13 protein-coding genes are annotated in these 21,348 nt (G+C 32.1%); 12 read left to right on the top strand and 1 reads right to left on the bottom strand.

Translation table 11 applies throughout. From position 1 onward, the window contains the following. The first annotated feature begins 34 nt into the window (after window positions 1-34). The 7 genes from QM536_03300 to truA all read left to right on the top strand — a co-directional run bounded on the left by QM536_03300 (window position 35) and on the right by truA (window position 13,412). Complete coding sequence (locus QM536_03300) at window positions 35-1,156, top strand: aminotransferase class I/II-fold pyridoxal phosphate-dependent enzyme (protein ID MDI9356036.1); 1,122 nt, start codon at window positions 35-37, stop codon at window positions 1,154-1,156. Window positions 1,157-1,220: 64 nt separating this feature from the next. Then, window positions 1,221-4,037 carry an insulinase family protein gene (locus QM536_03295; protein ID MDI9356035.1) on the top strand — a complete coding sequence of 939 codons (2,817 nt, stop codon included), beginning with the start codon at window positions 1,221-1,223 and terminating at the stop codon, window positions 4,035-4,037. A gap of 605 nt (window positions 4,038-4,642) precedes the next feature. Beyond that, window positions 4,643-7,894: a SusC/RagA family TonB-linked outer membrane protein gene (locus QM536_03290; protein ID MDI9356034.1), complete on the top strand. Its 3,252-nt coding sequence runs from the start codon at window positions 4,643-4,645 to the stop codon at window positions 7,892-7,894. 27 nt (window positions 7,895-7,921) lie between these two features. Continuing rightward, complete coding sequence (locus tag QM536_03285; GenBank protein ID MDI9356033.1) at window positions 7,922-9,616, top strand: SusD/RagB family nutrient-binding outer membrane lipoprotein; 1,695 nt, start codon at window positions 7,922-7,924, stop codon at window positions 9,614-9,616. A 24-nt stretch (window positions 9,617-9,640) separates the two neighbouring features. Further along, a complete protein-coding gene (locus QM536_03280; protein MDI9356032.1) occupies window positions 9,641-11,329 on the top strand; it encodes a hypothetical protein in 1,689 nt (562 codons plus the stop codon). A 334-nt stretch (window positions 11,330-11,663) separates the two neighbouring features. Beyond that, window positions 11,664-12,623 carry a PhoH family protein gene (locus QM536_03275; GenBank protein MDI9356031.1) on the top strand — a complete coding sequence of 320 codons (960 nt, stop codon included), beginning with the start codon at window positions 11,664-11,666 and terminating at the stop codon, window positions 12,621-12,623. A 36-nt stretch (window positions 12,624-12,659) separates the two neighbouring features. Next, window positions 12,660-13,412 (top strand): tRNA pseudouridine(38-40) synthase TruA, encoded by a 753-nt coding sequence (gene truA / locus QM536_03270; GenBank protein MDI9356030.1) that lies wholly within the window; start codon window positions 12,660-12,662, stop codon window positions 13,410-13,412. Here truA and QM536_03265 read toward each other — a convergent pair. Continuing rightward, window positions 13,409-15,985 carry an SLBB domain-containing protein gene (locus tag QM536_03265; GenBank protein MDI9356029.1) on the bottom strand — a complete coding sequence of 859 codons (2,577 nt, stop codon included), beginning with the start codon at window positions 15,983-15,985 and terminating at the stop codon, window positions 13,409-13,411. The two genes, truA and QM536_03265, sit on opposite strands and share 4 nt — an antisense overlap. 423 nt (window positions 15,986-16,408) lie before the next feature. On the opposite strand from QM536_03265, the gene QM536_03260 reads away from it, so the two are divergent. From QM536_03260 to QM536_03240, 5 genes are all read left to right on the top strand, one after another. Next, window positions 16,409-16,915, top strand: a complete 507-nt coding sequence (locus tag QM536_03260) for a hypothetical protein (GenBank protein ID MDI9356028.1) — start codon at window positions 16,409-16,411, stop codon at window positions 16,913-16,915. A 103-nt stretch (window positions 16,916-17,018) separates the two neighbouring features. Beyond that, the gene (locus tag QM536_03255) at window positions 17,019-17,678 is read left to right on the top strand and encodes a hypothetical protein (protein ID MDI9356027.1); all 660 of its coding nucleotides are present in this window, start codon (window positions 17,019-17,021) and stop codon (window positions 17,676-17,678) included. 9 nt (window positions 17,679-17,687) lie between these two features. Continuing rightward, entirely contained in the window at window positions 17,688-18,941 is a 1,254-nt protein-coding gene (locus QM536_03250; GenBank protein ID MDI9356026.1) for an ABC transporter ATP-binding protein, read from the top strand. Between the two features lie 54 nt (window positions 18,942-18,995). Next, window positions 18,996-20,219 carry a hypothetical protein gene (locus tag QM536_03245; GenBank protein MDI9356025.1) on the top strand — a complete coding sequence of 408 codons (1,224 nt, stop codon included), beginning with the start codon at window positions 18,996-18,998 and terminating at the stop codon, window positions 20,217-20,219. Beyond that, complete coding sequence (locus tag QM536_03240; GenBank protein ID MDI9356024.1) at window positions 20,216-21,295, top strand: FkbM family methyltransferase; 1,080 nt, start codon at window positions 20,216-20,218, stop codon at window positions 21,293-21,295. Before QM536_03245 ends, QM536_03240 begins: the two co-directional genes overlap by 4 nt. Window positions 21,296-21,348 lie beyond the last annotated feature (53 nt).

The following is a 21,348-nucleotide window of genomic DNA, read 5'->3' as shown; positions in this document are numbered from 1 at the left end:
ATTTACTTATATTTTATTTAAACAATAATTAAGAATGCTCCATACAAAAATAATATCTAATAGACAGGTAATAATAAACGACAAAAAGTATTTATATTTTGCCAGCAACTCTTATTTAGGGTTATCAACAAACCCTCAATTTTTAAGGATACTAGTAAAAGGAGTTCAAAAATATGGTAGTCAAATAGGTATTTCTAGAAAATCGAATTTCAAAGTATCTCTATACCAAGAAGTAGAAGATTATCTCAAACGTTGGCTAAGAGTAGAAGATGCTGTTGTAGTATCATCAGGTACCGTAGCTGGACAAATAATGACAAAAATTGTGATAGAAAATGGATATGATTTGTATTATGCAGAAGATGCACATCCCTCATTATGGTATAATAGAAAGCACTTTATAGAAAATTCATTTTTAATGAGTCCTTCTAAAATAATCCAACTTATGAAGGATTATAGAACTCAAAAAATAGCAATAGCTGTAAATTCAACAGATCCATTACATGCAAAAATAATAAATTTTGATTGGCTAAAAAACATACCTCGGTCTAAAGATTTATTACTTATAATAGATGATTCGCATGGAATAGGAATAAATGGAGAAGAAGGCGAAGGACTTATAACGTATATCCGTTCTATTAACCCCTCCATAAAAATAGCAATGGTTGCTTCTATGGGAAAAGCTCTCGGCTGTCAAGCAGGTATTATAGCAGGTAATAAAGATATATTAGAATATATAAAAAAATCTTCTCATTTTATATCCGCATCCCCCCCTGCTCCTTCTTACATGTATGCCTTTCTTCACTCAGAGCAGATGAGAAAAAAACAAATTAATAAGTTGAAAACCCTAAAAAATTCTTTTAATTCTGATTTTATACAAAAACTGACGGTTACCTCCGAACATACTCCTATATTTTGTTTCAAAGAACCCGATAACGATCTGTATGAATATCTATATTCTAAAAAAGTAATTATTTCCCATTTTCCTTATCCGCACTCATATAGCAAAAGTATTACCCGTATCATTATAAATGCAAATTTTAATACAGAAGATATTCTTAACCTCGTGAAAAGAATCAGTACGTATTATAAAAAGAAAAAAATTACGGAAATAAAAAGCATAAGAACAAGAAAACCAAGAACACGTAAAATCAAGTAAGCAATAAAATTTATTTCATAATATTTAAACATATATATACATATCTAAAAAATTAACTTTTTCTATGAATAAAAAAATAATAATGTGTCGGAATATGAAAATACTAGGGATAACACTGATTCTATTCACTTCTTTGCATTTGTTTGGATATACAAATATCACAATACCTATAGATCCAAATGTGAAAATAGGTACCCTCAAAAATGGGCTTACTTATTATATTCGTGAGAATAAAAAGCCCGAAAAGAGAGCAGAGCTAAGACTGGTAGTGAATATAGGATCTGTTTCAGAAGACCCTAATCAGTTAGGTTTAGCACATTTTACAGAACACATGGCTTTTAATGGAACCAAAAATTTCAAAAAAAACGAAATTGTAAATTATTTACAATCTATCGGTGTAGAATTTGGTGCAGATCTCAATGCCTATACTTCATTTGATGAAACAGTATACATGATACCTATTCCAACTGATGATGAAAAAATAGTAGATAAAGGACTACAAATTTTAAAAGAATGGGCTTCTCTGGTCACTTTTGACCCAATAGAATTAGAAAAAGAAAGAGGAGTAGTAATAGAAGAATGGCGTTTAGGAAGAGGAGCAGACCAAAGAATGTTAGACAAATATCTTCCTGTTATCTATAAAGGATCTCGATATGCAGAAAGGTTACCTATTGGAAAAAAAGAAATACTAGAATCATTTTCATTGGAAACAATAAAAAAATTCTATAAAGATTGGTATCGACCAGATTTGATGGCTGTTATCGTAGTAGGAGATATTTCATCTTCTATTATAGAAGAAAAAATTAAACAGACATTTGAAAATATTCCCGTATCACAACCTCTCCGAAAAAAAGAAATATATTCTGTTCCTGACCATCAAGAAACATACGTATCTATAGTGACAGACAAAGAAGCATCTTATAATAGTGTAGATTTATTATATAAGTTCCCCGTAGAACCTTTTTTAAATGAAACCGATTATAAAAACTTTCTAAAAAAAAGAATGTTTTCAGAGATGTTTAATATTCGTTTGAATGAAAAAGTAAGAACCTCTAACCCTCCCTACATAGGTGCTTTTAATAGTTTTGGAAGTAGCTGGGTAAGAACAAAAGATGCCTTTCTTATAGGAGCATATACAAATGAAAAAGGTATACGAGAAGCAGGACTTGCGATTCTCTATGAAATAGAAAGAGTAAAAAAATATGGATTCTCCGATGGGGAGCTGAAAAGATTAAAATTTGACCTTCTCAAACAATACGAGTCTTCTTATAAAGAAAAAGATAAAACAGAATCTCACAAATATGTTTCCGAATATATAAATCATTTTTTGAAACAAGAACCTATTCCAGGTATAGAATGGGAATATAATTTTCTTAAGCAAAATATTGATTCTATAACCTTATCCGAAGTGAATACTACTTCACGCTACATGACAAATGAAAATAGAGTCGTTATAATTGCTTCTGTGGATAAAAATGAAATTACCTTACCCAGTGAAACAGATGTTATAGAAACACTTAACAATGTTTCTAGATGGAACATATCTCCTTATGAAGATAAACAATTTAATTCTCGTTTGATTCCAATTTTACCAACACCAGGAAATATTATATCTGAGACAAAAAATGAATTATTAGGGACAACAAAATTAGTGCTTTCCAATGGATGTATCGTATTTTTGAAACCTACTAATTTCAAAAATGATGAAATTGTTATGAATACATGGAGTCCAGGTGGAACTAGCTTGGCTTCAGACGAAGATTACTTTTCCGCTCAAAATGCAGTGAGTATTATTCAAGAATCCGGAGTAGGAGAATTTAGTGTAAATGATTTGCAAAAAATTCTATCAGGTAAAAAAGTAACCGTTTCCCCTTATATAAGAGAATTGAGTGAAGGAATACAAGGAAATACAGATAAAGAAAGCATGGAAACTTTTTTTCAACTTCTGTATTTATATGCCACGGATCCTAAAAAAGATGAAGATGTTTTCAGAGGATTTATAACCAACCAAAAAGGATTTCTCCCTTCTTTAACAGCAAATCCCGAATATTATTTTCTTGACCAATCTCGTAGATTTTTAAACAACAACCATTTTAGAAAAGGGGTTTTTCCTACTGTATCGGATTTAGATAAAGTGAGTTTAGACAAATCTTTTGCTTTTTATAAAGAAAGATATGCAGATTTTAGTGATTTTGCTTTTTGGTTTGTAGGAAGTTTTCAAATAGAAGAGATAAAACCATTTATTAATCAATACATTGCTTCTTTACCAAGTATAAAGAGAGCAGAAACATGGAAAGACATTGGAGCAAGACCTCCTAAAGCTCCCTCAGAAAAAGAATTTAAAAAAGGAATAGATCCAAAAAGTCAAGTTATCCTTCAATGGGAAACAGAAGCGCCTTATAATAAAGAAGAAGCGTATTATTTGTCTTGTTTAGGAGAAGTATTGAGTATCAAACTAATAGAAATTTTAAGAGAAGAGAAAGGGGGGGTTTATGGAGTAGGTGCTTATGGAAACGGGTCTTTGCTTCCATACAATGCTTATACTTTTTCTGTCAAATTTCCATGCGGACCACAAAATGTAAATAATCTTATTACAGCGACTATGGAAGAAATAAAAAAAATACAAACAAAAGGTGTTACACCTGAGGATTTAAATAAAATAAAAGAAGCACAAAAAAGAAATTTTGAAATAGAAGTTCAAGAAAATTCTTTTTGGATTGATGCTTTGCGTACTTCTTATTATGAAAAAAGAAATCCTGATGATATTTTAAAAACAATAGACAATATAAATGCTCTCAAAAGCGAATATATTCAAAAAGTTGCTCAAAAATATGTATCCCTCAACAAAGTAATAAAAGTTATTCTTAATCCCGAAAAATAACCAAATAAAAAAAATTAATGAAAAATACAGTCCCTACCTTTCAGACAGAATAAACAAAATACCAAGGATATGCGATTATCCTATCCTTGCTGCAATGGGCTTTGATAAAAAAGTATTATTCAAAACCAAAGAACTTAAGAGGGGTTTTAAAAATTCAAATCATAAAAACTGTATCCCTTACAAACCAATAGTTACCAACACTTTTTTTTGAATAAATCAATTTTTAGAACCCATCTTAATATCACTTTGCTGAAACACAGAGGTGAACATTTTAAAGCTATAGATTAAATACGATACTTTTTATAGATTTACGTTATCAAAACTCATAAAGACACCTTAATATTAGAAAAGTTGCATTTTTAAGTATTATTATTTTTGTTTCTTTATAAAAAATATAAAAACAACAAGAAAACGTGTTTAATTTTCGTTTTTTGAATGATTTTATAATGGTTATAGTGAAAGTATATAAAAAAAAATAATTTTGCGTTTTAGAATATTTTATTTTAATTTAGTATAATTAAGTAGTTATTAATTTTTTGTAGTGATTTATTACATTTTATTTATTTATTAATTTATTTATTTATTAATTTAACACAAAGTAAACAATGAGATATATATTACTCAGTAGTTTTTTGTTAATGTGCTTATTTGTAAATCAAGTATATGCACAAGACCGGGTTATTTCCGGAAAAGTTACATCTCATGAAGATGGATCAGGTCTGCCTGGGGTGAATGTGGTATTAAAAGGTACCACAACCGGTACCATCACGGATATTGATGGCAATTATAAGCTAACCATTCCAAAAGAAGGGGGAGTATTAGTTTTCTCTTTTATTGGTTTAACTCCTCAAGAGACTCTTGTGGAAGAAGGAGCAATAGAGGTAGACATGGATGTAGCTTTGAAAGCCGATATAAAACAACTGGATGCAAATGCAGTTATAGTATCTGCTCAAGGTATTTCTAGAGAAGCGAAAACACTTGGATTTGCACAAACAACAATCTCTTCGGCTACTCTGAATAATAAACCAGAGACAGATATAGGACGTGCATTACAAGGACGAACCCCAGGTATTCAAATTCTTAACTCTTCCGGTATAGCAGGATCAGGATCAAGAATTAATATACGTGGAAATAGTTCTATAACAGGTAATACACAACCACTATGGATAGTAGATGGAGTACCTATTAATACTTCTACTAATGATAGCAATCAGGACTTTAGAGATGGACAAGTAGCACCTACTCGCTATCTTGATATAGATCCTAATAATATTGCTTCTATGAGTGTATTAAGAGGACTTGCGGCTACCACACTGTATGGATCTCAAGGAAGAAATGGAGTTATTCTTATTACTACCAAAACAGGGGGACCATCAGCAAAAAATGCACCAAGATTTGAAGGATCTGTTAGCCAATCATACTATGTAAATGAAGCTATACTGCCTCAATTCCAAAATAAATGGGCAAATGGATTCGATGGCACATACGGTGAGTTCTTTAGTAACTGGGGATCTCTATTTGACGGGAAACCAAAACCTACTGATAGACATCCATATTACGAATGGAGAAATGTTTTTCCGGAGAGACCAGAATTTGCACAAGCAACAGGATATATTCCTACTGCTGCGCCTGATAACGTGAACGATTTCTTTCAACAAGGGTATTCTGCTACTACTTCCTTATCTCTTTCTGCGAGAAATGAATTTGGAAACATATCACTCAGTTATAGTCATCTTGGAGAAGAAGGATTCATAAAATACAATACTCTTTCTCGTGATAACTTCTCTTTTGGAGGAAATGCTAAATTGACAGATAAACTCTCTATGGGAGCATCATTTAACTTTTCAAGAACGGAACAAGAAACCCCTCCCGCAGCAGCAGGACAAGGATCTAACTCTGTTGGAGGTCCTTCTATTTGGGCGAATCTTCTGTATACCCCTAGAAACATTGATTTGACTAACTGGCCTTGGGAACATCCTATAACCCATGCGAATGTGTACTATAGGAATAACAACTCTATCACTAATCCTTATTGGATAAGAGAATATGCACGGCAAGGATCAAAAACAGATAGATTTATCTCTCAGATGAACGTTAATTATCAAATAATAGATGCTCTCAAAATCACTTACCGTTTAGGATTAGATACCTATTCTGAAAAAACCTTTAATTATGTAAATAAAGGAGGTGTAGGGTATGCTACAGAGGTTTTACCTGGACAATATAGAACAACAACAGGAAATAATACTATATGGGATCATTCTCTTATCCTTTCGTTTCAACAAAAACTAGGATCAAATTTTGATCTCAGTGCTGTTCTTGGAGGTAATTTCAGACAAGACACATACGAACAAATAGGATTAGAAAGTTTAGGACAAGTAGTGTTTGGTCTGTTGGAACATAGAAACTTCACTTCTACTCTTCCAAAGGATTGGAGAGGATATAACCTTAATAGATTAGAAACACGAGCATGGGCAGGTATATATTCAAACGTGAGTTTAGGGTTTAAAAACTTTGTGTACTTAGATCTCTCAGTAAGAAATGACTGGGGCTCTACGGTAGAAAAAGACTACCAATCTCTTCTTTACCCAGGTGTGAGTGTATCTTTTCTACCTACTGCCGCTTTTCCTAATCTCCTACCAAGTGTATTGGATTATTGGAAACTCAGAGTATCCTACGGTTCTTCTGCGAACTATCCCGATCCTTATAACACCCGACCATACATATCGCTCAATTCTCAAAGATTTGTTGGAGCAGATGCTTATAACTATGTTACCAATAAATACCCTAATAGATTAGCAAATCCGAATCTGAAGCCCGAATTACTCACAGAGTTTGAAGTAGGAACAGAGATCACACTCCTTAAGAATCTTTTAAAACTAGACTTTACCTGGTATAACAGAGTTTCTAAAGACCAAATAATCCTCCGTCCTTTAGATCCGTCTACAGGATATACAGAAAGTTATATCAATGCAGGAAATTTGAATAACAGTGGTTATGAAATCAGTTTTGATATAAACCCCCTTCGTTCACTCAATGGATGGGACTGGAATATTAAAGTAAACTGGACCAAGAATGTATCTAAAGTAACTGACTTACCAGAAGGATCTAAAGAGATACCTATAAATGGGTATACCGATTTGGGAAATTTTGCCATAGAAGGTGAACAATTGAATATCATAAAAGGAAAATATATAAGAAAATCTCCCGACGGACAAAGAATTATAGGAGAAGATGGTAACTATGCAGCAGCATCTGATATAGGTATTATAGCCAACCCGAATGCTGATTGGATAAGTGCTTTCATCACTACTCTCAGTTGGAAAGGAATATCTCTTAATATGCAATGGGATTATACCCATGGTGGACAAGTATTTTCTTATTCTGCGGCAACTCCAATTGCGAGAGGAGTTGCTAAGGACTTGGAAGAGTTCGATACTTCCCTACCTCTCATCTTACCAGGTGTAAGAGAAGTGAGAAATGCAGAAGGAGTTGTTACAGGATATACCCCCAACAATCTCCCTCTTACTACTGCAGGAGTATATTTTGGAAATACTATTATAGGACATGGGGATGGCATAAGCGACGTAGGAATATATGACGCATCTCGCATCTACTTCCGTGAGATATCGCTTGCTTACTCATTACCTAAAAATGTGTTAGAAAAAATAAAACTCAAAGGACTAAGCATAGCATTAACAGGTAATAACCTTTGGTTCCGTGCTATAAATGCTCCCCTCTATTCTGCTGCTGATTTTAACCGAACAGCTTTTGGAACACGTAACGGTGCAGGATTTGACTATATCGGAGGTCCTTCTGCTCGCAGATATGGATTTAACGTAAAACTTACTTTTTAATTTACAATTAAACTTAAGAGAAAAATAATGAAAAATAAAATTGTAGTTTTTGGAATAATAGTTATCATGAGCGTTTTTTCATGCCAAACTTTTGAAGAAAATTTGACAGACCCCAATAATATATCAGAAGCCTTAGCGGATCCTGATCTTATCTTGAATGCAGTACAAACAAGCTTTGCAGATTTTTTTGAGGAAGTGAGCGGTACTACATCCAGATTAGTAAGACATAGGGCTATGATAGCAGGGTTTACCTATAACACATCATATCCTGCAGCGGATCAAAACGATATGTGGAATTATGGATACCAAGATGTACTTATAAATGCAAAACTTTTACTAAAAAGTATTTCTGAAGATGGGAAAACGAAGTTAGGAAGAAGCACACATGCAGCAATAGCAAAGATTTTGTCTGCATACGTATATCTTACCTTAGTAGATGTTTTTGGAGATATACCTACTGAAGAAAGTGGTGCCTTAGATCCTACTACATTTAATCCCCCTGCTTCTACGGGAAAAGATGCTTATACATACGCACTGAAACTTCTAACGGAGGCAAAAGAAGAGTTAGCAAAAACAGAAGCAGTAATCGCACCTGCAAAGGATATTTTTTATGCAGGAAGTAGAGCAAACTGGACTGCACTTGCAAATACTTTAGAACTCAAAGTATATATGAATCTTGCATTAACAGACCCAGCGGGTGCCATAGCAAAAGCTACTCCACTCCTGGCTGCTAATCTCATAGACACAGAAGCTGAAAACTTTACCTATAAGTGGGGAACATCCACAGTGCCTGATTCGAGACATCCTGTATATAATACTTATTATGATCCCAATGCAGGAACTGCAGGAGGGTATATTAATAATGGATTTATGTATAGAATGTATTACAGTAAAGGAGTACAAGATCCTCGTTGGAGGTATTATTTCTACCGACAAGTAGGAAGTATAGCCCAAGCAAAAAAAGATGATCCAAAATCAGTAGGATGTGCAGAAGCAGCTTTAGACCACTACATAGAACAAGGATTTGGTACAGCATTTTGCACCTTTGACCCTGGATTTTATGGACGTGACCATGCGGACGCTTCGGGAACAAACCCTGATTCGAGAGCTATTACTTGTGTAGGACCTTATCCATACGGGGGAAGACCTGATCTCAATCCTGTTTCTAATACGAGCTACCAAGTAGTAACTCAGAGAGGACAAGGAGCAAATGGTGCAGGAATTAGCCCTATATTTATGTCGTTCTATACTGACTTTATAAAAGCAGAAGCTTTTGCAAAATTAGGACAGGCAGCAAATGCTAAGGCAGCACTCTTAGATGGAATTAATAAATCCATAACACAGGTAAGAAACTTTTCTGTTTCCAAAGGACAAGGGCTTACTGCCGGTTTAGAGCCATCTACCATTGATTATATAGAGATAGTAACAAAAGAGTATGATGTTGCGAATGCAGATGGAAAATTACTTACCATAGCAGAACAGTATTACTATGCTCTTTTTGGAAACGGTATAGAAGCATACAACTTATACAGAAGAATACCTACTCTCCAGGTCTATATGGAACCAACCATTTCTACAGTAAGAGGAGTAGGAAACTTGTTTTTACGCACACTGTATTATCCTCAAGATTATGTTACCAATAATAATACAGCAAAGCAAAAATCAAATGAAGTAGAAACACCTGTTTTTTGGGATAACTGGCCATCAGGAACATTTAAATAAATAAAATTTTAAATATATAGAAACATGAAAAATAAAATATATAACTTATTTTTAATAATAGGATTTGCATTAGTACTCTCTTGTGCAGACCCCGATTTAGATCCTCTATTATCAGAACAAGTAAAAAAAGGAACTTTTTTATCACTCCGTGGCACCCAGTTAGACGAAATCTATTTTAATGGTACTTACGCTTGTGGAGGAGGAGATGCTTTTTATTACAATTCTGTAACAGGAACAGAAGTATTTGAATTTGACGCTGTTTTTTTAGCAGAGGATCAAAGTACTTTAGGAAGTATAGAATGTTTTGTAAACAAAAAAGAAGGAAAAGTTACTACAAAGGTTCCTCTAGGAATAACAAAACAAGCAAGTGATTTTAGCAATTCCACAGATGGAGAAAAGTTTAAAAAGATAACCGTAAGTATACCTCTTTCTACTATATTATCAAAAATAGGCGTTGACCCAAAAACAACAGCGGGTCAAAAAACCTTGGCGGATACATACGGAGAAGTGGGAATAATTATTCTTACAGATCTGACTCTTTCAAATGGTACGAAGATAACCGCTGATGAATTAGTTGCACCCGGATTACAGGCAAGCGATGTATTTTATCCCGCACAAAGGTTAAATTACTGTCTTTTGGATGTAAATGACTATAAACCTGCTGTTACTATAACCAGAAAAAAATCAGTACCTCTGAAAGGCGCTGGAGTTGATAGTATATTTCTTACTTATGATGCTGATGAGATTACAAATACTCCTACTGCGGTTCTATCTATTGTAGCAGCGGGAACAAACACCATCTCTACCACAGGAACATTAGGTACGGTGACAAAGTATAAGACCACTAAAAATAAATTTTATGCTTTATACACAGCTCCTTCAGATTATACAGGACCAGTGCAATTGGCAGTTTCAGGGGCACAAGCATCTATATCAGGAACTAATTTAACACAGAACAGTACAACATTTGATATAGCAGTGGATAATACTGCACCTATTATGCGCACTACTTTTGCAACAGGCACTTCTCCTACACGTATAGGAAAAGGACAATCTACTGTAATAAGTGCTACGTTTAATGAGGCAGTAGATATTTCGGGTGCATCTATTGATGTAAGAGGACAAAATTTGGATACACTTGGTTTCCAATCCTTTACTCTCTCTTCAGATAAACTGACTATTAGTTATGCATATAGATTTAAAGATAGCGAAGCACCTTCTGCTACTCATGGACAACTTACTATTACAGTAAAAGGTATAAAAGACCTTGCGGGAAATAATTTTTTATTCCCTAATGGAAGTACTAGTATAGTAAATACATCATGGCTCACATGCGATTTAGCAACTCCTAATACTCCTATAGTATCGGTAGGTGCTACTTATGACTACGGGGATCAACTCTATATCACAGGAAAAGCGGATACTACGGGAACAAACGTAGGTGCTATCATTAAAAGTTCTACAAGTGGAACTATTTATTATATAGCTGTTGAACGTGGTGGACTAGCTCCAGTGCAAAAAACAGGTGGAGGATTTGATACTTCAGCAGATGATTTTGAATCTGTAGCTTCGGGATCTTTTGCAGCTTCTAATTCTGCTCAGTATATACCTTTCACAGCAAATGGAGATATTGATTTATATTTCTATTTTGTGAATAGTACAGGGAACACAAGTTTGAATACGACTGTGCCACTTCAAATAACGATGAGGTAATATATAAGAGTATACATTTTGTATTTGAAAATAAAAGGGGACTCCAGCAATGGAGTCCTTTTTTGTTATATATTTACATATCAATAGTTACAGAAAATAAAAAAATATATGACCCACAAAGGAATGATAAGAATGAAAGACCTTTGATACCTTTCGTACCTCTGTGGTAAAAAAAATAAAAAAATAGTAACTATTATGGAAAAATATTCATTTTTAAGATACTCAGTATTTGATTATCAAAGAAAAAGAGTAGCTAAATAGTTACTTTTTATCAATATTTTATATATTTACAGTATTAGTATTTAAAGTATTTTTTCTTTAAAAAACAAAAAAATTGTTAGAAAAAGTTATAACATTAGAAGATAATATTTCTTTGGTGCATTTTTTAGGTGCGGAAAATAAAAATATAAGCACCTTAGTGGAATCTTTTCCAAAAACTAAAATTATATCTAGAGGAAATGAAATTTTTATAAAAGGGGAGTATTTGGAAATATCCAAAGTAAATGAAATCATAAATGCACTTATACAGCATTATAATACTTATGGTATTGTTACAGAACAAGATATAGATACTATTATAAAAAAACCAGGGGACCTTCATGAAAAAAAAGAAGAATTTGTTTTATTATACGGTAATAAAGGATCTAAAATAATTCCTCGTACTCCACATCAAATAGAACTAGTAGAAAAAAGTAAAAAAAATGACTTGGTTTTTGCTATTGGTCCAGCGGGATGTGGTAAAACATATATTTCTGTAGCACTTGCCCTCCAATCTTTAAAAAATAACGAGGTCCGAAAAATTATTATTACCAGACCTGCGGTAGAAGCTGGTGAAAACTTAGGTTTTTTACCCGGTGATATGAAAGAAAAAATAGACCCTTACCTCAAGCCAATTTACGATGCTCTACAAGATATGCTCCCCATAGAAAAATTAAAGTTTTATCAAGAGAATAATATTATTGAAATAGCTCCTCTTGCCTATATGAGAGGAAGAACACTGAATAATGCTTTTATACTTTTAGACGAAGCCCAAAATACCACTCAAATGCAAATAAAAATGTTCCTTACACGAATGGGTATAAACTCTAAAATTATTGTTACAGGAGATACTTCACAAATAGACCTTCCACATAAACAAAAATCGGGATTATTAGAAGCACTACGTATTCTGAAAGATAATACAAAAATTGGATTTGTAAAATTAGATGAACGGGACGTTCTGCGACACCCCCTTGTAAAAGATATTATTGTTGCTTATCAAAAAGACAGTATAAACGTAAACCCATCTCAATGAATACTTTGATCATTCACTTTTATTGCTTCTCTATCTATGCGGTATTTTCTAAAAATATCTTATCTCGGTAAACAGTACAGCGGTTGGCAAAAGCAATACAATACTACACAAACAGTTCAAAATCTTATAGAAGAAGTATTAAAAAAATTATACGGAAAAGAAATAGAATGTATAGGAAGTAGCCGAACTGATGCCGGAGTAAATGCTTTATGCCAAGTAGCACATATAGATATTGATGACTTAAAAATAGAACCACAATATCTTCTGCATAAAATAAATATGCTTCTTCCTAAGGACATTTCTGTGAATGCAATAATACCCGTAGAACCAAAGTTTCATGCAAGATTCAATGCCCTTTCTCGTACCTATAAATATTGTATACATCATTCTAAAAATCCTTTTTTGAATAACACAAGTTATTATATAAGAGCAATACCAGATATACATCTGATGAACAAGGCAGTGCAATTTTTTTTTACATGGAATGACTATAAATGCTTTTCCAAAGAACATACCAATGTAGAACATTTTGAATGTATTATTTACGAAGTAAAATGGGAGCAAGGAGAAGGTGAGAAAACATTTTTTCATATAAAAGCAAATAGATTTTTGCGAGGTATGGTAAGATGTATAGTAGGAACTCTTTTAGATGTGGGACTAAAAAAAATACCACTCTCTCAATTTTATAACATTATAGAAAAAAGAGATAGAAAAAACGCTTCTCGAAATGTTCCCGCTCATGGATTGTGCCTTATGGATGTAGAATATTCATTCCCTTTACATTACTAATTTTTAGTTATATTCCAAATAAGAACCAGAGTCGTAACCAAAGAAGAAGTAGCACCAATGATTTCAAAAGCAGTAATAGGCCTTTTATTAGTATTTGCAGGTACATAAATTTCTGATCCTGGTTTTAATTTTGGATATATTCTAAAAAAAACAAAGTTTTTGGTTTTTGCTATTCTTCCATTCGGATAAATAACGTAACAACTTCCTTTTTTTGCTTTAAAAGAAAACCCTCCCGATCTATTTATGTAGGTTCTAAATCTATTAGTACCATCATATCGCATAGAAGTAGGATGTAAAACCTCTCCTCGAACTTTTACTGTTTCTAGTTGCGAAGGAATAAGTATAATATCACCTTCTTTTAAAATTATATCTTGCTTACTTTTTGGTTTTTTTATAATGTTAGGCAAGTTTATATCCACATTTTCATATTCTTCTGTAAATTGGTCTTCATTTTCTTTTCGTTTTTCAGTCTTTTGAGAAGTAGTATCTTGTTCTTGAATATATTTTTCTTGTTTTTGTAAAAAAATTTCTTGTATTTTTATATCCAATCTTTTTATGTTTGTTTGAATAGAAGCATCAGATTCTTTGATAGTATTTTTCAAATAATCGGATATCTGCTTATATTTTTTTAAATCAGCATCTATTTTTTCTTCTTTTATATATTTTTCAGTTCTACGTTTCAAAGATGCCCCTTCTATATATGCATATTTAGTAAATAACCCACATCTTTTGAGAATATCAGATAGATATATTTGGTTATTTTCAAGGGCATATTCACCCGGATATACCACTTCTCCCATAACGTTCACTGTTTTTTGCTCTTCATAACTTGGATTTTTTCTTATAAATACATAATCAAAAGGCGATAGAATGATATTATTAATAGTATCTTTTTCAAAAAAATAAAAAGATTCGGGTATATTAACTCTTATAATTTCAGTAAGAGGATCCTCTCTCTTGTCTTGGGTTCTTCTTGCTATTTCTATATACATCTTAGAAGCAGAGTTTTTTATCCCACCACTTGCTATTATAAGGTCTGCTACTGTCATATTTTCTAAATAGGGAAAATAGCCAGGTTTATTTACTTCTCCTGTAATTTGCACATAAAATTCTTCTCGTATATCATATATACTCGGTAGATGTAAAACGTCAGATTCTTGTAAAATAAAGTCTTCTGCTAAACTATCTAATGCTGTATTGAGGTTGATGGAAACAGTACTGTATTGCAATTTTTTTTCAGTTCTATAGATAATTGCTCTATCCATAAAAGCATCTTTTCTTACACCTCCCGCTTTATACACTAATTGTTTGAGAGTCATACCTTTCGTGTATTCATATATGCCCTCTCTGAAAACAGCACCTGCTACTTGAACTTTTTGAGAAACAGCACTTAAAATTTTAGATATTTCCACTCTATCTCCATCTTTGAAGGTAAAAGAACCATAATTTTGTTTGGAAACATCTTTTGCTTCTTTTTCATTTCGGTAAGTGCTAACAACTTTTATCTCCTCTTTATATGCCATATCTGTAAATCCTCCCACATATTTTAAAAGATCTAAGACAGTTTCTTGGGGTTTCATTTCATAATATCCAGGGGTCCTCACCTGCCCTTTTACTTCAATTCTATTTTCTATTCGTCTCACCAGAACCACGTCATTATCTTCTAATCTTATATTTCCTGATACATCGCCATGTAATAAAAAAGTATATACATCTACTTCTGTAATAAGTTTTCCTAATCTATATACTTGTATATGCCGAAGTGTTCCTAAAATAGAAGGACCACCCGCAGAATAAAGAGCATGAAAAACCGGAGAAAAAGAAGGCAGAAGGTAGGCCCCCGGATTCTTAACTTCACCAACCACATTAACTTTTATCGTTCTCATATTTCCTAAACTTACCTGAATAAAAGTGTTTGGATTAGAACCCTTTATTCCTGCATGTATTTTAGAAAGTTTTTCTATTAACAATTTCTTCATTACATCAATGGATAATCCAGAAACACTTACTATACCAATAACAGGCACGTTAATATTGCCATCGGGAGAAACCTCTACTCTATATGTTTTTTGGTAAGCACCATACACCTCTATTATAAGCTCATCTCCTCCGCCTAATATATAATTTTTAGGGGTAGCGGTTTGGTCACTTGGTATAAAATCAAGATTCCGTTTTTTAAATAATTTGTACCCAAATATTTTGTCCTCTTTTTTTGTAAGTTTAAATCTTTTTGGGGAACCACTCTCTTCCTCCTCATCTTCTTCCACTAATATATCATCTACTGAGACAGGTTCTTTGTTTCTTTCAGCATCAAAATCATCTTTTTTTGTACTTATTTTTTGATTTTGTTTCAAACGGTTCTGCTTTTGTTCTTCTATTTTTGATTTTATAATGAGGTCTTCCCGTCCATTTTTTTTATACACTTCCAATAACTCTTTTTCTGAAATTCCCAATTGCTCTGCTTGCCTTCTGATATACTCTAACTGTTCATTTTCAGTATTTATCTGCCCAAAAAGAGTATTGTTAGCAAGCACTACCATCCCCACAATAATCATACCATGTCTTATGTTCATTCTCAATATATTTCTTTCTATTTATTATTTATTTTAAAATGCTTTTGAACCAAATATATTCAATATATTCTTACACTCATTTAATATTAAAAAAGTATGATTACATCCGTTCAGTTTACCCAAAAGCCAAATATACTAAAAATGATTTGTATTTTAGCAATATTTTTAAAAATATTTTGGAGTAATAATACACAAAACAAAAAATATGAAAATAAAAAATATATTTAGAATTTGTTCGTTTATTTTTAAATAACACTCATTGTTTACATTATAGAAGTAAAGATAATGAGATACATTCAAAATATTTTATATTTATTTCAAAAATACAAGATCATTTGATTCTTTATGAGCCAATAATTTAAAAAAATTATCAAAGTATATATTGTAAAATAGGTATCTCCTTGTTTTCAAATATTAAGAAAAATGGCATATAAAAATATATCTTTAGAAATGCTCCACGAAAAATATGGGGTGAAAAGTAAAACAAATAATTTATTTTCAGACATACCACTAGTAAAACCGAGCCAATGGATTACAACATGCTTAGAAATAGCAAAAGAATATCCTATCTGGACAGAAAAAGCTCGTTCTGAATTTATAGTTGCTCCTATTCTCACTGAAGTAAGACAGCAGAATAATAAATATATATCTATTTATTCTGGAATAAACCTGAAGGTAGATAAAGAACTCACTGGAAAATGTGATTTTATCATTACAAAAAATGTAGAAAGTTTAGTATTGAACTACCCTATAATGCAAGTAGTAGAAGCAAAAAAACAAGATATTGACTTAGGAATACCCCAATGTGCCGTTCAAATGTATGCTTCTAAAAAATTTAATGAAAATAAGAAAACACCCGTCCCATATATTTATGGATGTGTGACTACGGGGCGCGAATGGAAGTTTATGCGATTGAATTCTCTCTTATAATTAGATACAGAAACATATTATTTGGATAATATTCCAAAACTTTTAGGAGTTTTTCAGTATATTATTGATTATTACAAAAAAATACTCTAAAAAAAATACTCTAATGGATATTACAAAACAAAAACCGGAAAAGTTTTATAACTTAAGAAGTAACAAAGTAATAAATGCTTTTAGGATACAGGTATCAGATTCTTGTGAAAGATTAACCACGTGGCTCAACTATTTTGAAAATATAAGTAACGAGGACAATCTTCTTTTACAGAGTGCAATAGAGAAATACAATACATTGCATTGGGGATGGAATGAAGAGGAGTTAAAAATGCACTTTATCTCTCTTATAATGCACGTAGCAAATCTCAATATCAAAGGAATATGTAAATTTTTTTATGAACGCTCTATATCTGGTATAGTTGAAAATAAAGAATTATCGGTTATTTGTGATGGAATGATGGCTTCTTATACCTTTTCGGGGGAACCGGATGTACCTTATTTTTTTATGCAAGAATTAAAAAAAGCAAATGAATATGGAAAAAATGATGCGCAAGGACAAATGCTCGCCGCTATGCTCATTGCCCGAGAACAAAATAAAAATAACAAATATATCTACGGATGCTATGTAATAGAAAGGAATTGGTTCTTTGCAACTCTCAAAAAAGATATTTTTTGCGTAAGTGGAGGGTACGACGCTACAGAAAAAGAAGACTTAATGAAAATTGTTTGTACTTTGAGGCACTTAAAAAAACTTATTGTAGAAAAGGAATAGATTAAAAACATGACGGTAATAAAAGCAGAAAACATATCAAAGGCATACCAATTAGGGCAATTTTCCACAGGAACACTGAGCAGAGACATAGAAAGATGGTGGGCTATCAAACGAGGAAAAGAAGATCCTTTTTTGAAAATAGGAGAAACAAACGATAGAAGCAAAAAAGGAAAATCTGATATTGTATGGAGTTTGAAAGATATTAATTTTGAAATACAGCAAGGGGATGCTGTAGGAATTATTGGCAGAAATGGTGCGGGGAAAAGTACTCTCTTAAAAATTCTCAGCCAAATCACCTCTCCTACCACAGGAACCATTAAAATAAAAGGAAGGATAGCCAGTTTGTTAGAAGTAGGAACAGGTTTTCATCCCGAATTAAGCGGAAGAGAAAATATATTTCTTAACGGTGCTATCCTTGGCATGCGAAAAAAAGAAATAACCAGAAAATTTGACGAAATAGTGGACTTCTCAGGGGTAGAAAGATATATAGATACTCCCGTAAAACGGTATTCTTCGGGAATGTATGTTCGGCTTGCGTTTGCGGTTGCGGCACATTTAGAAAGTGAAATTTTGATTGTTGACGAAGTATTAGCCGTAGGAGATGCTGAATTTCAGAAAAAATGCCTCGGAAAAATGGGAGATATCTCGAAAGGACAAGGAAGGACGGTGCTGTTTGTGAGTCATAATTTAAATACTATTTTGGATTTATGTCCAACATCAATCCTACTTAGCAATGGACAATTACAAAGTTTTAATATATCTGAAACCATTGTTCAAAAATATCAAGGTAAAACAAATTACGAGTTTATTATAAAAGAAACATCTATCAATAAACGAATAGAGAGGTGTAGAGCAACTGGAAATGTTTGTGGGAAAGTACTTGTAAAAGATATTGAATGTACCCATTTCCCTTCTCAAGAAAATAATTTTTTAGTATTATTGTTTACACTTGTTTCATCTGTTGATATAGAAAATGATAACTTATTTGTAGCTATAGGATTTCAAAATTCTCCCAATAGTTTAGCCTATGGAACAAATAAGTACCGTTGTGATGACATTATTAAGAAAAATGTTTACCATAAACTACATCTTAAGATAGATAATCTCTCTTCTTGTAATTTAGAGTACGCTTTTCCATATATTGTATTGTTAGATAAAAATAATTCTCCATACGATGTTATTGATGCACATGTTGCAGATGTTCCATCCATAAAGATTTTTAGAGACCCCGTTATTGAGAAAGTACATATAACAAAAATTTAAATACATCATATTTATTGTTAAAAAAATTAAAAAATTACACGTATAATTAAAAAAATGATAGATTACAGGATCCATAAGGCTTTTCTTAAACCAAATTACTCGTTTGAACTCTCGCAAGAGGATATTCAAAATTTTGAAACATTGTACAAAGTAATAAAGATAGAAGGGTTTCGGTTAAAAAGAAAATTAAAAGAAAAAATTAAAAGTGAATGCTTTGGAGAGTTAGAGAAAATAAAACTCATATTGCTAAAACAAAAAAAAATAGAAAGGGATGGTTATTTTATTACTGATTTATTTAATGAAATAAATTTTTTACTTGAAAATGATATAAAATTTTATTTTCTTGAAACAAAAACTTTTCTTAAAACTCAACAAGAAAAATCACTGTATGATAAGTATATTTTTCTGAAAGAAAATTTGTATTATGTTTCAAAAATAGAAAAACGTGCAGTAGAAGAAATATTAAAGGTTGGTCAACCTGCAATAGAAGTTTTTAAACAAAATGTACGGGAAGGAAAAACAACAAGAGATGATCTTTCTATAAATAATGGTGATATAGTTCAAAAAATTGCTGACGTAGTAAACAAACAATTTGAGTATTTAAAAATGAATGAACTCATGAGCATGTATACTGGTCGTGAAATGCATGTAGGTGGACTTGCTTTAGAATTAAGTGTTCCAAAATCTACTTGGTGGAACGTAAAATACGATAATTATGATCTACCAGCTAAAACTACTTATTTTCATTACGATGAATCTCCCGCTTACCCAAAATCAATATTGTATTTAAGTGATGTTACAAAGGATAATGGACCAACGTCTGTAAGTATTCCCCATCTAAGTGACCTAAAATTGACAGCATTAGGGTATTTAGTTGGAAGAATAATAGGACAGGTGGGCAGGGGGGATCTATTTAAAGAGAAGAATTTTTATCAGCACAATTACCATCAGATTTTTTCATGCCCAATATTTAGAGAAGATTTCATGAAATTACCAAATTTTATGCAATGGAATTCTCATTTTGGATGGGATCTTATACCTGGTAGTAGTGAAGAAAAATATGTTTTACAAAATGAAAAACATATTTTGGGAGAGGCAGGAACATTTTTAGTTTTTGACGGAGCAAATGTGCTCCATAGAGGTGGTCTTCTAAACAGTGGTGAAAGGATCGCACTTCAAGTAATATTTTCGGAAAAACCTACAAAAAAAGTTTTTATTCGTAGGCGATTAGGGAAACTCAAAAGATTAGTTTTTAATTCTATAGGCATAAAAAAATGATGTATATAAAAAAAATTATAAAAAACGCTTTAATATTTGCTCGACTATGGAAGAGGAACAAAACTACTTTATCTTCTGATACTATTTGTGAGATTCGAGACCTTTTAGATGGTGAAAAAATAACTCTTGTAGATGTGGGAGGAGCGGTGAATTTACAGCCCCATCATCATAAATTAATAGGTAATACTTGTTTTTATATTTTTGAACCTGATTTACGATCTTATGATGATTTGATATCTACTGTTGGAAGGTATTCTCATCCTCATGATTTTCATTATATAAATAAGGCACTTTCTGGAAAAGATGGGAAAAGAACACTCTATCTTAGTAATGTTCCCACTGGAAGTTCTATTTTACCAGTTAATAAAGAATCAGTTTTATTTTCAGAAAAAAGTACTTATTTGTTTCCTATGAAAGAACTAGAAATAGAAACAAGAAATTTAAGTACAATTCTAAAAGAGATAAAGGTGAAAAATTTTGATGCTATAAAATTGGACGTTCAAGGTGCAGAATTAGAAATTATACAGGGAATTTCACCAGATATGTTGAAAGATATAATGCTGATAGAAGTGGAAGTAGGGCTACATGAGATATACATGAATCAGGCTACTTTCCAAAATACCGATAGTTTTATGAGACAATCTGGATTTGAACTTTTTGAACTTAGGATAAATAGAGGACATATACCTAATTCTACCGATAATAAATCATACCATAAAATATATCTTGATGCTCATGAGCAATCCCCATCAGTTAGTGCTAGGGTATATGAATTTGATGCGGTATATTTTAGGAGTATAAATTGGGTAAAGAAAGAACAACCGCCTGTATCAATTATTAGAAAACTCATATCTCTATACTGTGTTTATAATTTTTATGCAGAAGCAATACAAATGACCGAATACTGTAGAGAAAATAATCTTATAGATGAAAAAGATAGTATAAAAATTATAAACTCTATAAAACAAATACATAAAAAAGAATATAAAAAGTTAACAAAATATCATTCTTTCTTAAAATCTAATAATTATAATATATGGGCACAGTATATGTGGGTACCATATCCTTCAAACTAATAGTTTAATTGATACATGTTCAACAATAAAGTTATTCTTATCACCGGTGGCAC

This window comes from Chitinophagaceae bacterium, assembly GCA_030053935.1.
GTDB lineage: Bacteria > Bacteroidota > Bacteroidia > Cytophagales > JASGCU01 > JASGCU01.
This window is presented reverse-complemented; position numbering and strand designations above follow the sequence as displayed.

Bases quoted from the DNA above. Each gene is read 5' to 3' on its own strand.
- QM536_03290 (MDI9356034.1), top strand. From the start codon at position 4,643: ATGAGATATATATTACTCAGTAGTTTTTTGTTAATGTGCTTATTTGTA.
- truA (MDI9356030.1), top strand. From the start codon at position 12,660: ATGCGGTATTTTCTAAAAATATCTTATCTCGGTAAACAGTACAGCGGT.
- QM536_03240 (MDI9356024.1), top strand. From the start codon at position 20,216: ATGATGTATATAAAAAAAATTATAAAAAACGCTTTAATATTTGCTCGA.
- QM536_03285 (MDI9356033.1), top strand. From the start codon at position 7,922: ATGAAAAATAAAATTGTAGTTTTTGGAATAATAGTTATCATGAGCGTT.
- QM536_03300 (MDI9356036.1), top strand. From the start codon at position 35: ATGCTCCATACAAAAATAATATCTAATAGACAGGTAATAATAAACGAC.
- QM536_03295 (MDI9356035.1), top strand. From the start codon at position 1,221: ATGAATAAAAAAATAATAATGTGTCGGAATATGAAAATACTAGGGATA.
- QM536_03255 (MDI9356027.1), top strand. From the start codon at position 17,019: ATGGATATTACAAAACAAAAACCGGAAAAGTTTTATAACTTAAGAAGT.
- QM536_03260 (MDI9356028.1), top strand. From the start codon at position 16,409: ATGGCATATAAAAATATATCTTTAGAAATGCTCCACGAAAAATATGGG.
- QM536_03265 (MDI9356029.1), bottom strand. From the start codon at position 15,985: ATGAACATAAGACATGGTATGATTATTGTGGGGATGGTAGTGCTTGCT.
- QM536_03245 (MDI9356025.1), top strand. From the start codon at position 18,996: ATGATAGATTACAGGATCCATAAGGCTTTTCTTAAACCAAATTACTCG.
- QM536_03280 (MDI9356032.1), top strand. From the start codon at position 9,641: ATGAAAAATAAAATATATAACTTATTTTTAATAATAGGATTTGCATTA.
- QM536_03250 (MDI9356026.1), top strand. From the start codon at position 17,688: ATGACGGTAATAAAAGCAGAAAACATATCAAAGGCATACCAATTAGGG.